This window comes from uncultured Methanobrevibacter sp., assembly GCF_902788255.1.
In the GTDB taxonomy this organism is placed as follows: domain Archaea; phylum Methanobacteriota; class Methanobacteria; order Methanobacteriales; family Methanobacteriaceae; genus Methanocatella.
Genome location: NZ_CADAJR010000005.1, coordinates 17,007 through 34,502 on the forward strand (window position 1 = coordinate 17,007; position 17,496 = coordinate 34,502).

8 protein-coding genes are annotated in these 17,496 nt (G+C 34.5%); all 8 read left to right on the forward strand.

Going from position 1 to position 17,496, the window contains the following annotated elements; translation table 11 throughout:
• Positions 1–3 precede the first annotated feature (3 nt).
• The 8 genes from QZV03_RS02005 (at position 4) to guaB (ending at position 17,349) form a co-directional block, all read left to right on the forward strand.
• Complete coding sequence (locus tag QZV03_RS02005; RefSeq protein ID WP_296874040.1) at positions 4–354, forward strand: DUF2304 domain-containing protein; 351 nt, start codon at positions 4–6, stop codon at positions 352–354.
• Positions 354–1,025: a (Fe-S)-binding protein gene (locus QZV03_RS02010; protein ID WP_296874041.1), complete on the forward strand. Its 672-nt coding sequence runs from the start codon at positions 354–356 to the stop codon at positions 1,023–1,025. Before QZV03_RS02005 ends, QZV03_RS02010 begins: the two co-directional genes overlap by 1 nt.
• Entirely contained in the window at positions 1,012–2,214 is a 1,203-nt protein-coding gene (locus QZV03_RS02015; protein WP_296874042.1) for an LUD domain-containing protein, read from the forward strand. The genes QZV03_RS02010 and QZV03_RS02015 overlap by 14 nt, the downstream gene beginning before the upstream one ends.
• Before the next feature lie 300 nt (positions 2,215–2,514).
• Positions 2,515–10,482, forward strand: coding sequence for a hypothetical protein (locus QZV03_RS02020; RefSeq protein WP_296874043.1), 7,968 nt, complete (start codon positions 2,515–2,517; stop codon positions 10,480–10,482).
• Between the two features lie 141 nt (positions 10,483–10,623).
• Positions 10,624–11,508, forward strand: a complete 885-nt coding sequence (locus QZV03_RS02025) for a CPBP family intramembrane glutamic endopeptidase (protein ID WP_296874044.1) — start codon at positions 10,624–10,626, stop codon at positions 11,506–11,508.
• Between the two features lie 509 nt (positions 11,509–12,017).
• Positions 12,018–14,735, forward strand: a complete 2,718-nt coding sequence (locus tag QZV03_RS02030) for a hypothetical protein (protein WP_296874045.1) — start codon at positions 12,018–12,020, stop codon at positions 14,733–14,735.
• A 401-nt stretch (positions 14,736–15,136) separates the two neighbouring features.
• Positions 15,137–15,850: a (5-formylfuran-3-yl)methyl phosphate synthase gene (locus QZV03_RS02035; protein ID WP_295603725.1), complete on the forward strand. Its 714-nt coding sequence runs from the start codon at positions 15,137–15,139 to the stop codon at positions 15,848–15,850.
• 14 nt (positions 15,851–15,864) lie between these two features.
• Complete coding sequence (gene guaB / locus QZV03_RS02040; protein WP_296874046.1) at positions 15,865–17,349, forward strand: IMP dehydrogenase; 1,485 nt, start codon at positions 15,865–15,867, stop codon at positions 17,347–17,349.
• Positions 17,350–17,496 lie beyond the last annotated feature (147 nt).

Here is a 17,496-nt window from a genome sequence, read left to right on the forward strand (position 1 = left end):
TAAATGTTATTATATTCAGTATTATTCCCAATAATATCCATATTGGCTATCTTATGGTTCTTTTACAGGTACCTAAGAGAGAAACAGTCCTTGATAACAGTAATCCTATGGACAGTATTGTGGATATTCGTTATCATATTTTCAATCTTCCCAAATGCTAGTGAACACTTTGCGGAATTGTTCGGTATAACCCGTGGATTGGATTTCATCATTATTGTAGTGTTTTTAGTCTTATTCTACATAATATTTGCATTATTTAATAGAATTGATATATTGCAGGATGAAATCAACAAGATAGTTAAGGAAACCGCTATCAACAATGAGATAACTCTTGATGATGAAGAGGAAGAATAATGCTTTATTTTAGAGGATGCACCGCAAGAGAAAAACAGCCATCTATTCAAGATGCAACTGAGAAATTACTGAATCTTGCAGGTGTCGATTATCATATTTTGGAAGATGAGTCATGTTGCGGTTCAGTCTTGCTTAGAACAGGATTTCTAAATGATGCTGAAGAGTTAATTAAAAAAAATAGTGAAGTTTTTAAGGATGAAACCGTTTTAACTTCCTGTGCAGGTTGTTATAAGACTCTTAAGGAGGATTATGAAAACATTGATGTTATGCATGTCTCACAACTGCTAAGGCAATTAATTGCTGAAGGTAAACTTGACTTTTCAAAAAAGGATTTCAATGTCACATATCACGATTCATGTCATTTGGGAAGGCACATGGAGATATTTGACGATCCGAGAAGTGTCATTGAAAGCGTGGCGGATATTGTTGAGATGGAAAATAATCGCGAAAACAGCTTATGTTGCGGAGCGGGTGGTGGAGTGAAATCAGCTTATCCTGAAATTGCAGATGAACTGGCCAAGTCAAGAATTGGCCAGGCTAAAGATACCGGTTGTGAAATTTTGATTACCGCTTGTCCGTTTTGTAAGCTTAATCTGGAAAATGATGATTTGGAAGTTCTGGATTTGACCGAATTTCTAGTGAAATATGGTGGTTTGGATGAAGAAAAGTGAACTTGAAACAATGAGAAAATCATTCAATACAGTCAAGAGCAGATCAGACTCCATTAAGGAATCCCCTTCCACTAAAAGACTAGTCAAAAGGGTTCGTGAAATCAAGAAATTCTCAATTGAAAACAAGGATGAGTTGATAAATCAGCTATTGGAATCATTTTCACGCAATGATATTGAATGCAAAATGGCCGATAATTCTTTTGAAGCTTTAAAAATTATTGACGGGTTGCTTGATGAGTTTGGCGCCTCAGTTGTTGCAAAGGCAAAATCAAATACCTTGGGTGAAATAGACCTTAAGAATCACTTAAAAGAAAAAGGAATTGATGTTGTTGAAACTGACCTTGGAGATAGGATACTGCAGCTTAAAAAGGTTGACAACAAACCTGTTCATCCGACAGGTCCCGCTTCACATCTTAATGTTTCAAACATCACCGACATTGTAAATGAGTCCCTTGACGTAAATGTTGATCCCGTGCCTCGGGAAATAATGGAAGTTGTAAGAAAAGACGTTCTGGACCGGCTAAAATATGCGAATGTAGGTATAAGTGGAGCCAATGCGATAGCATCTGAAGAGGGGTCATGCGTGATGGTTCACAATGAAGGAAACATTTCAATTGTTTCACTAAAGGACCTGCATATCATTGTAGCGGGAATTGACAAGATTGTACCTACATTGGAGGATGCAATCTCCGTTTCAAAGCTTGAAACCATTTTTGCAACAGGTAACTATGTAACATCATATATGAATGTAATATCCGGACCTTCAAAGACAGCAGATATTGAGAAAAAACTTCTCAAAAACATGTATGGTGCCGAAAGGGTGGTCGTCATACTGTTGGATAATGGCAGAAGCGAGGCAATCGATGAATGCCTTTACTGCATAGGCTGCGGAAACTGTTTAATCAATTGTCCGGTTTATAATGCGGTAGGTAATGAATTCGGCTTCAACAACTACTTGGGGGGACGTGGGGTTGCTATGTCAAAGTTCATTGAAGATGATGAGACATGTTTCAACTCAGGATTGTACATGTGCACCCTTTGTGGGCTGTGCACTCTCAATTGTCCTTTAAGCATTCCCACTAATGATATACTGGAAAACATGAGAAAATTATCCACTGATGCTGGATTTTACCCTAAGGCACATGGTAAAATCAGAGATAATGTTTCTAAAAATAATTCTCCCTTTTAATTTTCTCTTTTAATTTTTTAATTTTTTTTTTAACTTTGTTTATAAAAGTAATGGGTAGAGTATATTTTTTTTAATTTTATTTGTGAATGTTATAATTTTTTATTTAGTTAATAATATTTTACTTAACTGTTTATATTTAATGTAAAATTTTTTTAACTGGTTATGTTTTTATAATAAATTATTATAAATTGTGTAAACTTATATAAGTGATGACCTATTAATATAACAGTGAATATATTTAATGCCGATGTATATTCATTTTGTAATATAATTAACTGGACCAGGGGGTGAAAATCGAAAATGAACGGCAAAAAGTTTATCGTGATAATGGCTATTTTTATTATTATATGCTCAGTTCAAGCGATTACGGCTATTGAAGACAATAATTTGACACTAACTGAAATTCAGATTGATGAAAAGGCAACAGCAGATTCTTTGGAAGTTTCAGTTGTTGATGCTTCAGACAATTTGACAAGTGTTCCGCAAAAAGAAATGGTTAAGGAACAGCCTCCTAAACAGCAAAGTAATATAATCAATGATGATTGCCTAGAAGATGTTGAAAATGATGATTCACAGGCTTTGCTCAAGTCAAGTCCTCAGTACTTGCAGGCAAGCAGTAATGAAGATGTATTAGGTGCTATAACTCCTGGAATATTTATCTACGGAGTCGATTATGATACTGACTATGCTAATGTTGATAATGTCCCATTGGAGAGGCTTTTCAAGTCAATCTTTTATGGAATAAGGGATTACATTCAAAAAGAGGAAGTTCAAAAAGGTAAAACCCCAACAACCGAGTGGAAAGTATTTTTAAATAATAAAACTTTCACAGGAGGCTATGGGGATGCTGGAAACGGTACTATTCAGACAGGTTATGCATCAGATGGTTCTCGTGTTAATTATCTTGCTTTCAACGGTTTGGGAGGTTTCAATGGTGCACAAAATATCAAACTCGTAATACATTTGTATGGTGGAGCAAATGAATCCGATACCAGTAAATCAACACTGGATTTAAAGGATTATGGTGCTAGCTATGCACTTATAGACTTCAGCACTCCAAATTCTTCAATAACTGGCATTAATTTCAAAAACTTCAATGTCAATGATCACACTGCGACTAAGTATGAAAGTATAACAACTCCATTTATCAAATTAGGTGACGAAACTAATCCAAGTTACAAGCCTGAGGATTTAATCAAGGACTGTACTTTTGAAAACATCACTCTTAATCCGAACCAACCATTATATGAAGTTGGTGTAATCAAAGATTATGACATTATTGCAGATTATTACTCTAGCTATATAAACGTTGATGAGGTTCCTTTAGATAGGCTTTTTAAAAGTTTATACTGGGGTCTTTATCAAACATATATCCAAAATAAGGCTGTAAAAGTTAGAGAATGGAATGTATTTTTGCATAATAAGACATACACTGGAAATTACGGAATGGGAAGTATTGGTTCAATCAGTACTGGTTATAAAAGCAGTGGTGAGCGTGCACAATATTTCACATTAAGAGGTTTGGAAGATTTTGAGATAACCATTCATTTATATGGCGGTTCTACCAAAACTGATGGGCTAACTTCAACCGTAGATCTATCCAATTATGGTGCAGATTACAGATTTATGGATTTAAGTGGAGGTGACTCATCCATTACCGGTTTGAAAGTTGTTAACTATAATGCAACCGAAAACTATCCAAATCCTGATACAGGAGTTTCATTTATTGTTGTAGGTGATGAAAAGACTCCAAACTATAAGTCTAAATTGATTAATTGTACTTTGGAAAACATTACATTAAATCCTAAGCAGACCATTATTAGAATGGCTTTCCAATCAAATCCGCAAAACAGCACTGAAGTTATCTATTCAGGAGGACTTGTGGAAAATTGTACATTTAAATATAATTCTGCTTCTCAATTGCTTGCAATTAGCGGTGCTGTATCCGATTCAAAACACAGTGATGAAGGTCCAATCTTTTACGGATTCAACGCTACCAATAATGTATTCATTGGTAATGTTGGTAATGCTGACTATAGTTCAACTTTAAAATCACTGGGTTTCTGTTTCAAAATATGGAATGAAGCGACAAATGTTACTTTACATCGCAACACTTTCATAAACAATACCAATGCGGTACACGGTGCAGCATATTGTATCATCGGATTTAACGTGACAATTACCAACAACTACATTGAAGGCAACCAGGCGGTTTACGGTGCGGGTATTGAGGCTCACAACGGTAATATTACCATTATAGATTCAATATTTGTTAATAATGTTGCAAGCGGAAACCATTCCCAAAATTCTTATCGTGATGGTAGTGGTGCAGCTATTGCACTTCTTGGAAGTAACAATTACATACTTAATTGTACATTCATTAACAACACTGCACATGGTCATGCCGGTGCAATCGATATTGTAGGTGGATTCAAGACATTGCCTGACGGTACCAGATATTATCTGGTTGCAAACAACACCATAATCGAAAATTCAAGATTTTTCAACAATCTTGCTATGGATTATGCCGGTGGAGTTCATATTAACGGTACAAACACTAAAATTGATAACTGTACATTTAAATTGAACAATGCTTCCAATGCTGGTGCTGTTAAGTTGATTGGTGAAAATGTTACCATAGTCAACTCAACTTTTGATAGCAATTATGCTATTCAAGGTGGTGCAGGTTATATTGAAGGAGCGAACGCACATATTTACGAATCACTGTTCATTAATAATAATGCAACTCACATGTTAGATAAGGTTAGACCTAATGCTACCATGATTGCTGCAGGTGGTGCACTATATATTATTGGTAGTTTCGCTAATGTGACTAACAATACATTCATTAACAATAGTGCTAACCGTTTAGGCAGTAGTGGTATAGTTGAAGGTTTTGGTGGTGCATTATACATTGATGGTAAAAACATTACATTCACTCTTGATGATTTCGTTAACAACAAAGCTATTCTTGGTGGTGCATGTTATATTAACGGTAATGGTATTTCAGCATCTACATTAAACTACACTGATAATGATGCTATGCAAGGTGGTGCATTATATATTATTGGTAATGATGTAACTATAGGTAATTCCACATTCCATAATAATACTGCAACACGCAACATGGCAAACATTAACACTACTGGTATGGAAAATACTAAAATTGTTGGTGGTGCAGTAGATATTGTAGGTTATAATACCAAAATCCAAGACAATACATTTGTTAAAAATTATGCTATTAATGGTGATGGTGGATCTATTGCTATTGATGGTAATTTGGCCGATATTATAAACAATACCTTTAGGAAAAATGAGGCAATTCATGGTGGTGCAATATACATTGAAAGTGTAAGTACAAACTCTACTATAGACACTGCTAACTTCACTGAAAACAAGGCACTTACCGGAGGAGCAATTTTCATTAGGGGAAGTAACACAAATATTGGTAATGCAAATTTCACTAATAACAATGTAACCAAAGGATTGTCCTTTGTTTTGGACAGCAGATATCATAACATTAACTGTGCCGGTGGTGCTATTGGTGTTGTAGGTAACAATACATTAATCTACAATGCAACATTCAACAAGAACACTGCAGTAGGTACAAGAAATGAAAGTTATGGTGGTGCTATTGCGATTCAGGGATTCAACACAACCCTTGACGGTACAGGTTTTACAAATAACCAGGCTATCATTGGTGGAGCGTTATACTTCTCAGGTACATTGAATGATGTAAATCACACTGAATTTACAAACAACAGTGCAATTCAGGGAGGAGCAATCTATATTGCAAATTCCGATGCGACATTCGGTCATTCAAGATTCTACAACAACTCCGCTACTCATGAATTGAGATTCAATTTGGAAACTGAAAGATTGAAAAACATGACTACAATCGGTGGAGCAATCTATATTCCTGGTAACAGTATTTATGTGCTGGAATCTGAGTTTATTAACAATACTGCACATGGTCAATTCAAGAATGGTGGTTTAGGTGGAGCTATTGCTGTAAATGGTTCTAACGACTACATAATCAACTCAACATTCGAAGGCAATCATGCGATTAAGGGTGGAGCATTCTACCTTGAAGGTGACGATACAAATATTATTGGATCTAACTTCACTAACAATCGTGCGGTTATCGGTGGTGTTGGTTACATTGACGGTGTGGACAGTTTGGTTGATAAATCACAGTTCAAGGACAATTACGCTACTCATGACGGATTAAGATTTGAGGTTAATGACGATTTGAAAAAGATTCCTACAACCGCAGGTGCAATTAACATCATCGGTGAACACATCAATATATCTTCAAGCAACTTCGTCAACAATAAGGCTGTTGCAACTCACAAAGATGACAGTATTGGTGCAGGTGCTATATATGTAGAAGGTAATAATGCAACAATTTTCAATTCTACATTCGATCAAAACACTGCACTCAAAGGTGGTGCAATATTCATTGTCGTAAACAATACCAATGTTTATGAATGTAATTTCACAAACAACTCCGCTTTCAACTTTACCAACATGCAAGGTTTGGGTGGAGCTATATATCTGGAAAATGCAACAGACAGTGAATTTGTCAAATGTAATTTCAATGACAACACCGCTTCTGTAAACGGTGGTGCAATAGACTGGCACGAAGGATGTGTTGACGGTGCAATTGATGAATGTTCCTTTACCGACAACAGTGCGGCATCCAATGGTGGAGCATTGTTCTGGTTTGGAGAAGGAGGAATAATTAAAAACTCCAATTTCACAAACAATAGGGCTAACGGAACAGTTTCATGTGTAATGGGCAATTCCGGTGACGGAGGTGCTATCATGTGGACAGGTTCCAACGGTACTGTTGACAACTGTATATTTACTGATAATTATGCAAAAGCTCACGGTGGTGCAGTATACTTACGTGCAGTGCCTGGACGTGCAGATTGTTACAACAATTCATTCATTAACAGTAAATTTGAAAACAACCGTGCAGACATTGACGGTGGAGCAATTCACTTCAACGACGGTGCTGATTTAGGAAATATCAAGTCTTCCTCATTCACAAACAACTCCGCTAAAAACAACGGTGGTGCTGTATGCTGGAACGCTCATGATGGATCAATAATTGATTCAAACTTCACTGAAAACACCGCTTCAAACGGTGGTGCAGTATATTTACAGGATTCATCTCTTGGTGAGGATTTAAACTTGTTCATCAAGGATTCATACTTTGAGAAAAACACTGCTGTAAATGATGGTGGTGCTATTAACTGGAATGATGGTAAATCATTACACATATCAACCAGTGAATTTGTAAACAACACTGCAAAACGTGGAGGAGCAGCATTCGTTAAAGGTGAAAGCGCTGATGTGATTTCAACTTCAAACTTCACATACAATGAAGCTGTTCTTGGTGGAGCTGTATACTTGAACGGTCCAAATAATGGAATCGACAATTCAAACTTCAATTATAATTATGCGGTTCAAGGTGGAGCAATCTATATCGATTCTAACGGAAATAAGATTTCCACTTCTAACTTCAATTATAATAATGCGACATATGATATAAGAGTTACCAAAGGTGATGATTACAAAACCAAAGGTGGAGCAATCTATATTGCGGGTGAAAACAATGTTGTGGAAAAATCAAAATTCTATAACAACACTGCAGTTGCTACAAACGAGTCAACTAGAATCATCCAAACAACTCCTGGAATTTTAGGAGCTTATCTTGAAGTTACCGGTGTTGATGATGACGGACTTGGTGGAGCAATCTATATTGATGGAAACAACAATAAGATCAACTCCGATGAGTTTGACTATAATGTGGCACGTAACGGTTCTGCAATATACAATAATGCATCAGGCACTTCATTCAATGGCGGATTATTCATTAAAAACCAGGCATGGTCTTACGTATTGGAAGTAAATGCAACTCCGAATAAGGTTTATCACGGGGATGACATTCCAATCAACGTGTACAATTATGTTGCTGGGGACAATATCCTAAACGCAATATACAATGCTAAAGGTGTTAATGACGTTACATTTAATGATGTCGGATACGTTATAGACGATGACGCTTCAAAAATAAGAAGAACTCCTGCTGTAGACACTAATCCTGTTTTAGGAGCTCAGGAAGGCAAATTGTATCAGGATTCACGTGAAAGATACATGCCTATTGTAATCGAATTTGTTAATAATAAGAATCGTGAAACTATCCTTACAAAAACAGTTCTCACTGATTTGTACGGTAATCACTCATTCAAGTTGACAGGTGATGATTCACTTAAATTGACACCGGGTAATTACACAGTTAGAGCACATCATCCAGAAGACAGGAACTATAAGTATATCATTACTGTCAATGAATTTGAAATCATTCCAAAAGTTGTTCTGGATGTTAAGAAAGTAGCAGATGACAATGATTACGGACTTGGAGATATCATTACATTCACTATTACCGTAACCAACAACGGCCCTTCCAATGCTACAAACGTCATTGTAAATGATACTCTTCCACAAGGGTTAACATTGATTGAAGGCGATTTAAATCATAAAATTTATTTATTGGAAGTAGGTAAATCCTATAACTTCACAGTTAAGGCAAGAGCAGACCGTGAAGGTTACTTCACAAATGTTGCTTCTGCAAATTGTGATGAAAACAAGACTGTTGTTAAGGCTAATGTGACTGTAGGCGTATTCAATCCTGATTTGAAAATCACTAAAAAGACCAATGAGTCTGTTGCACTCTTGCACGACTTAGTGAACTTCACAATCACTGTCCTAAACCATGGAATCAGAAATGCTACAAATGTTGTAATCACTGATGCATTGGATACTGATGCATTCAGACTTGTAAACTCAAGCAAAGGTGTTACACAGGAAGGTAACAAACTAATCTGGAAAGTTGATAGATTAGACTGCAATAAGTCATATTCCGTATGGATTGTTGTTGAAACATTGCGTACAGGTACCTTTAACAATACCGCTACAGTAAACTGTAGTGAAGAGGGTACAATTAAAAAGAGCAATGTAACCGTAAAAGTATATCATCCTGATTTAAACGTTACTAAAGTTGCAATCGATGAGATAGCATATACTGGTAAAACAGCCAGATTCAACATAACTGTTCAAAACATTGGTGACATGGATCTCACTGGAGTATCTGTTGAGGAAATTATTCCTGATGGTTTAACATACGACAGTTTCATCGGTCCTAAGTGGACCAAGGACGGAAACAAATTCCGTTATAATGGTTCTTTAGGTGTTGGTGAAAATGCGTCATTCATTGTTATTGTAAAACCTACAAGATCAGGTAATTTCACAAACAAGGTAGTTGTAAGTGCGGACAATGTAACAAATCATAATGCTACAGCATCTGTACGTGTATACACTCCAAGTTTAGAGGTTCGTGAAATATCTAATGATCCTGAAGTTATCCTTGGTGAGACTGTGACTTTCACAGTTGTTGTAACCAATGACGGAGACTGCGTATTGGGTGAAGTTTATGTGGACAACAATTTCCCTAATGGTTTAGTTTACACTGGATTTACCGGTGAAAATTGGACCAAAAAAGGCAATAGGTTTGTTTATACAGGTGAACTGAAACCTGGAGAATCCATTAACTATACTTTACAATTCAATACAGTTAAAGGAGGTAAACAGGTGCCTTCAGTGGTTGCAGGTTCAAATCTAACCAGCAATGACACTGCAAAGGCACGCTCAAGCAATGTTACAAATGTGCTTGTACCTGAAATTACCGTTAAAAAAGTTTCCGATAAAAAAACAGTTAAAGTGGGTGACTTAGTGACATTTACTATAACTGTAACAAACACTGGCGATTGCAAACTCGGCAACGTATTTGTTGTTGATGAAATCCCAGATGGACTGGAATTTATATCTTTCAGCGGTAATGGATGGAGCAAATCTGGTGATAAATACACTTATGATGGCAGTTTAAATCCTGGAGAATCCATAACATTAACTATCATATGCAAAGCTCTCGAAGCAGGCAGAGTTACTAATGTTGCGGTAGCCGGATCTAATCTGACAGGTAATGTAAGTGACAGTGCTGTTGTTGAAATTACAGAAGAAAAAACTCCTGATTCACACAATGACACTAAACCTCATAATGATGACACTCCAACTCCTATACATAAGGATGATAAAAAACCAATAAAGGCAGTTATCAACGATAAGGCTACTGGTAATCCTATATTGATGTTGATACTAGTTATTCTAGTATTGATACCTTTAAGAAGACGTAAACAATAAAATTTAAATTTAGGGTGTTAAACACCCATTTTTTTCTACTTTTTTTATAAATTTCAAGTCGAAATTTAAAGATACATTTTTTTAAAATCAAATATTATTTTACTGAAAAATTTAAATAATTTCATTAAATAATAATTAATTATGAACAATAAGGAATTTTCTGATTTCATTACGCTTCCAAGAACTTTTGAGAAATATCGATGGTACAAGCCAATATTGGTATTTATAATAGGCTTAATTCTAATGTTAATATTTCAGGTGGTTGTTGAGGAGACTTTTAGCGGCTTATTTGGTGAGGCATTTATAAACAACTTGATTAATGGAGGATATGAAGTTTTAAATAATCCATTAGCAGAATTCTTTTCTGATTTGGGGGTCATTATAATAATACCTGCATTGTATATTGCTTCTAAAATCGTTAAGGACAGACCATTTTCCTCTTATATATCTACAAGTGGGAAATGGAACTTTAAGCTATATCTTAAGGCTTTAGTGATTCCATTAGTTTTATTTATAATTTTTAGTGCAATTACTGCTGCCATTACTGGCCCTGAAGGAACTTTCAAACTTTCACTGCCATATTTGATTGTAATTTTTGTTTTTCTTCCTCTCCAATGTATTGCAGAGGAATTTGCATTTCGTGGATTGGTCATGCAAACATTCGGATCATGGTTCAAAATACCAATTGTTGCAATAATTCTTCAATCTGTCATATTCACAATAGCTCATGGATACAATACTTTGGGATTGATTGAAATTTTCATTTCTGGATTGATTTTCGGGTTTTTCACCTGGAAAACTAATGGGTTGGAAGTGAGTTCCGCATTGCATACTGCGAATAATTTTTCAGTTAGTCTGTTTGTGATGTTGGGAATCATAACACCTACCTCATCACCTCAATTGTGGGAAACTGTTGCATCAATTATCTTTTTAATATTATTGGCCATAATTATGTATTACGTCGGCAATAAGACTGACTGGTACGGTGAAGTTCAAGAACAGGCGAATTCGCTTTTTTCAAAATGAATTTTCATTGCTTTTCGGATATGGTCCTATGGTAAACAAGCAGTAATGTTAAAATTATTGTTAAATGGGGAATTACCTTTCCCTTCTTTTTTTAACGTATTTGAATGAATTTAATACGATAAATTGGATTTGAGTATATGATTAATGTGAATCTAATTAATTAAACTCTGAATGATGTGTTGAAATTAACATTATTCCTAATAGTATGACCAATCCCTTCTGATAAATGTTAAAATAATATTGCATTAATTGTATTTATTCCATTAATTTTTTATCAATATGGTAATTTTTTTTAAAAACATTGAAAATAATTCAAATATTAAATAATCACTGTAAAATTGATTATACTATTCTTTTTAAAGATATATTTTATTTTTTGCCGATTTGGTGCTAAAAACAATAGTTTTAAATATGTTTGTGGACATAATATGATATATTTGTTTGGTGGTAACATGTATACTAAGTATTACAGAATTATGTTTATTCTGATTATAGTTTTCTCAATAGTCATGTCTATTACCTCTATTTCAGCATTAAATGATAATTCTACAATATTTGCAAATACTGATAATGATGATTGGGGTTTAATGGATAGTGGTGCTAATAACACTATATTGGTAAATGATGAAGAAGATGAAAGTACTGATGATGATTCAAATTCATCTGATGCTAACAATACGTATAAGTTAGAAGATGATGGTAGAAGTGTTATAAATGAGAGTTCATATTTAATTGAATATGACACCCTTAAAAAATCATATTCCATGGATCAAACTGATTTTAATGTTAAAGTTTATACTAACACTTATTTTAATGGTATTTTATATAAGGAGCCTTTATCTGGATTTTATATAAAAATTAATGTATATTCTGGAAATAAGGTTAATACTTATGCTATGACTACCAATAGCAATGGTGTTGCTGCTTTCAAAATTTCAAGTTTGGATGTTGGAGTTCATAAAGTTGAGATTTATGATAAAAGCAGTCTTAAAGCTACATCAAGTATAAACATTGTTAAAACAAAATTCACTGTTTTAACTCAAAGCGGAGTAGTTTCATATAAAAAGAGTGAGTGTCTTGAAATAATGATTGTTGATAATTATAATTATCCTATTAAAAATTTCAGGTTTAAAATTAAAGTTTATACGGGCAAGAAATATAAATTATACACTCGTCAAACAGACTCTAAGGGTATTGCTAAATTCAACACAAGGAAATTATCCTTAGGTGTGCATAAAATTGTTGTAACAGTTAATAATAAAAATTATTGCTTTGATAAAACTGTTAAGATTCATGTAGTTAAACATGCTTCTTCAACAAAGGTTCGTGCAAATGATGTTACAGTCAAATATAAAAAAGAAAGTTACTTTAATGTAAAAGTTTTAAGCAATTTAAATAAACCGGTTTCAAACCTTACACTTAAAGTCATTACACAATCACATAATAAGCATAAAACATACAATATTAAAACAGACGAGGATGGAATTGCCAAGTTAAACACTAAAAAATTATCTGTTGGCACTCACAGGGTTACAATCAAGTCTAATGCTGCCAAACATAAATTTGTTAAACAATCCAAGATTATTGTTAAAAAGTCAAAATCTGAGGCTCCATTATTAAAAGACCTTAAATATTATCAAAAAAATGGAGAGTACTATGCAGAGATATCATGGCATTCTGAAAAAAATGTGAAATATCAGATTTTAAAAAAACAGAACAATAAATTTTCTGTAGTGGGCACTAAAGTTGCAAACTCAAATAAATGCTCTTTTCGTGAAAAAGTTGATGGAATTAAAAATGCTCTCTACACCGTTCGAGAAGTTCACGGTAAATCTTTCGGACCCTATGATAAAACCGGAATAAGACTATTGGGAGGAACACAGGTTTGTGTTCATTTTAAAAATACAAAAGCAACAATTAAATGGGCTAAAGTGGAAGGTGCAACTAAATACAGCATATACAGAAAAGTGGGTTCCGGTAATTTTAAATCCATTGCAATAGTTGATTCTAACACATTGGGATATAACGATTATTATTATAAATCTACGTCCGAAATGTCCTCCATGTTAAAAGATAAGTATTATATTGATCCTATGAAAAATACAGTTACTTATAATGTTCGGGCTTTAAAATATACTTATAATCATGACAATAAGAAAATCAGTTACGGTATGATGAGTGAGGATGGGGAATGTAATCTGGTTCCGCCTACAATTATATCTTTTAAAAAAAATGTGATAAAGTGGGCTACTGTTCCTAATGCAAAAGGTTATTTGATACTGGAGAAAAATTCCTCTGACTGGAAAATCATAGGACAATGCGAAAGTAAATCTGCCTCATCACAATCATTTAAATTAAATAATTTTAATTCTAATTTATATTATTCAGTACAGGCATATTCTGTTAAAAACAACAAACAGGTCTTATCTGATTACGAAAAAGGTTTTACTTTAAAATATTGCTCCGAAAATACTACCAATCAAAGAATATTGTTTATTGGTGACAGTATATTGTATGGTAGAGGTGATAAGTATTCCATTCCGAATAGGGTGGAACAGATGCTTGGATGTGTTTATTATAATCCTTCAGTTCCAGCTGGAACTTATACTAAAAATAACTATGAAAATAAATGTAGTATTTCAACAGAAATTGTTTATAAGCTATATAATGGCGAAATTCCATATGGGGCTGAAAAATTTAATCACATTACTAACAGTATTGGTGAAAGCAATACAAAACTGGAAGATTACAATATTATAGTCTTAGGAGCCGGAACAAATGATTATTCATATAGTATGCAATTAGGCTCTGCTGACAGTAGGGATATATGTACTTTTAATGGTGCAATATTTCATATTTTAGAAAAAATTGAAAAGGCAAGTAAAAATCGTGTTTTAAAAGGTGAAGAACCTATAAAAGTAGTTTTCATGGATTTTTTTTATTCAGGTCGTTTGCATCTAGGTACTAAAATTGAAAACAGGGACACTACTCTGAATAAACTTGGTTTAACATTAACTGCTTATCAGAACGCTTTAAATCTACAGTATAAAAAATGGTCTTCTAAGTCCAGTTACTTGTCATTTTATAAATTCAAAACAAGAAGTTATAATTTAGTAAATGGTAATAACTGTGAGTACACTACCAAGGATAATTTACATCCTACATTGTTTTATAATGTGCAGTATGCTAATGAATTAGTTAAATTTTTGTATAATACTGTAATTTAGGATTTTAACACATCCATCACCATGTTAAAATTTGAAAAAAATCAAATTTTGAAAGTGCCATTTTAATTTAAGTGGCACTGAATTTAATGTATGGTTTCGATTTGTCTTGCTCATTTAATAAATCATATTTTTAATTATTTTTATCATACTTTTAATAATGTGAGTGTTGTCCTATTTAGTATATACATGTATCATATTTTTTTCTAAATTTCATGAAATTACTAATGTAGTTCTCCCAAGAATAAGGGCTAAAATCACAAAATTTGATTTTACAATTTAATATTTTTTTAAAATATTTTTTTATAATTTATTTTGATATTTTCATCTAAAACATTAGTTTTATAAATAATAAAAAAGTAATATTATTATATTATAAAATTATATTTTATTGGAGGAAATACATGCTTCTATTAATAAGTCCTATAAATCGAGAAGAAGCTCTAGAATCAATTGAAGGTGGAGCAGATATTGTTGATGTGAAAAATCCTAAAGAAGGTTCTCTAGGTGCTAATTTCCCTTGGGTAATCAAAGAGATTAGGGAATTGACCCCAGAAGACAAACTTGTCAGTGCAACCTTGGGAGATGTGCCATACAAACCAGGTACAGTTTCACTTGCAGCAATGGGAGCTCACGTTTCCGGAGCTGACTACATTAAAGTTGGATTATATGGAACAAAAGACCATGATGAAGCTGTTGAAGTCATGGAAAACGTTGTAAAAACAGTTAAAGATATTAGTGAAGATACAATTATTGTAGCTGCAGGTTACGCTGATGCACACCGTGTAGGTGCGGTTGACCCTATGGAAATACCAAAAGTTGCAAAAGACGCAGGATGCGACCTTGCAATGCTTGACACTGCAGTTAAAGACGGTCACACATTATTCGATTATTTAGATTTAGACAAGTTAAAAGAATTCGTAGACGAAGCTCACGGATACGGCTTGATGACTGCACTTGCAGGATCAGTTAAAAAAGACCAATTAAAACCATTGCATGATATCGGATGTGATGTTGTTGGTATTAGAGGGGCTGCCTGTGTAGGTGGAGACAGAAACACTGGTAAAATCCACCATACTGCTGTAGCTGAGCTAAAAGAATTAATCAATTCATTCTAATTTAGGTGTTATTTATGTCATTTTCAAAAAAAGTTCAAGAAGCAAGAATGTCATACACATTTGATGACTTTCTCCTGACCCCTAATGCAAGTTATGTTGAACCAAAAGACATTGATACTAAAATTGAATTAGGTAAGGGAATCAAATTAAACATTCCAGTCTTAAGTGCTGCAATGGATACCGTAACAGAAGCGGATCTTGCAATTGCAATGGCACAGGAAGGTGGAATAGGTGTAATACACAGAAACATCACACTTGAAAGACAAGTTGAAGAAATTAAAAAGGTCAAAAACGCTGAAGACTTGACCATTCGTGATGTTGTAACTATTTCTCAGGATTCTACAGTTGCTGAAGCTGAAGACATCATGCGTCATGAGCTCATCAGCGGATTGCCTGTTGTTGATGGTGATGAAATCCTTGGTATCATCTCTAAAAGGGATATCAGACCATTCTTAAAAAATGAGCCAGCTACCGCAATCAAGGATATAATGACCTCAGATGTCGTGACAGTTGAGGAAGGAGTTTCAGCTGAAGAGGCATTGAATACTGCATATGACAACAAGGTTGAAAGATTGCCTGTTGTTCGTGACGGCAAACTGGTCGGAATCATTACTATTAAAGATATACTTAATCAGGCACAGTATCCTAATGCCGCAAGAGACAAGGACGGTAACTTTTTGGTTGCAGCCGCATGCGGACCATTCGATTTGGACAGGGCAATGGCACTTGATCAGGCCGGTGCTGACATTATTTCAATTGACTGTGCTCATGCACACAACATGAACGTTGTAAAATTCACTGAAACCATTAAGGATAACATTGATGCTGAATTGTGTGTAGGTAACATTGCAACCGCTGAAGCAGCAGAAGACTTAATCTCAATGGGTGTAGATGCGCTTAAAGTAGGTATCGGTCCGGGTTCAATGTGTACTACCCGTATCGTTGCAGGTGTCGGTGTGCCACAGCTTACAGCAATTTCAGATGTTGCAGATGCTGCAGCTGATTCAGGCATTCCGGTCATTGCTGACGGTGGTATCAGATACTCCGGTGATGTTGCAAAAGCTATTGGTGCAGGTGCAGATGCTGTAATGCTCGGTAACTTACTTGCAGCTTCCCTTGAAGCTCCTGGTGACATCGTTGTCATGAACGGTAAACAATACAAAAAATACCGTGGAATGGGTTCAATGGGTGCAATGACCAGTGAGTTTGACGGTGGAGCAGACAGATACTTCCAAGGTCAAAAAAGTAAAATGAACCACACCAAATATGTTCCTGAAGGAATTGAAGGTGCTGTACCATACAAAGGAACAGTTGCTGAGATTCTCTTCCAATTGGTTGGTGGTTTAAAATCATCCATGGGTTACTGTGGTGCAAAAGATATTGCTGCAATGCAGGAAAAAGCTAATTTCGTTAGAATCACAAGCAGCGGTATTAAGGAATCACACCCTCATGACCTGTTGATTACTAATGAAAGTCCTAATTATCCAACACTCGACTAGTTGGATAATATCTTAAATTTTTTTGATGGGAATTTGAAATTGACAAAATGATTTATAGGTAAATATTTTCTCATCAAAAAGTAATTTTTTACTTAAAATGCTTATTTTAAGCAAACCTTTAAATATTAGTTAATCTTATATTATATT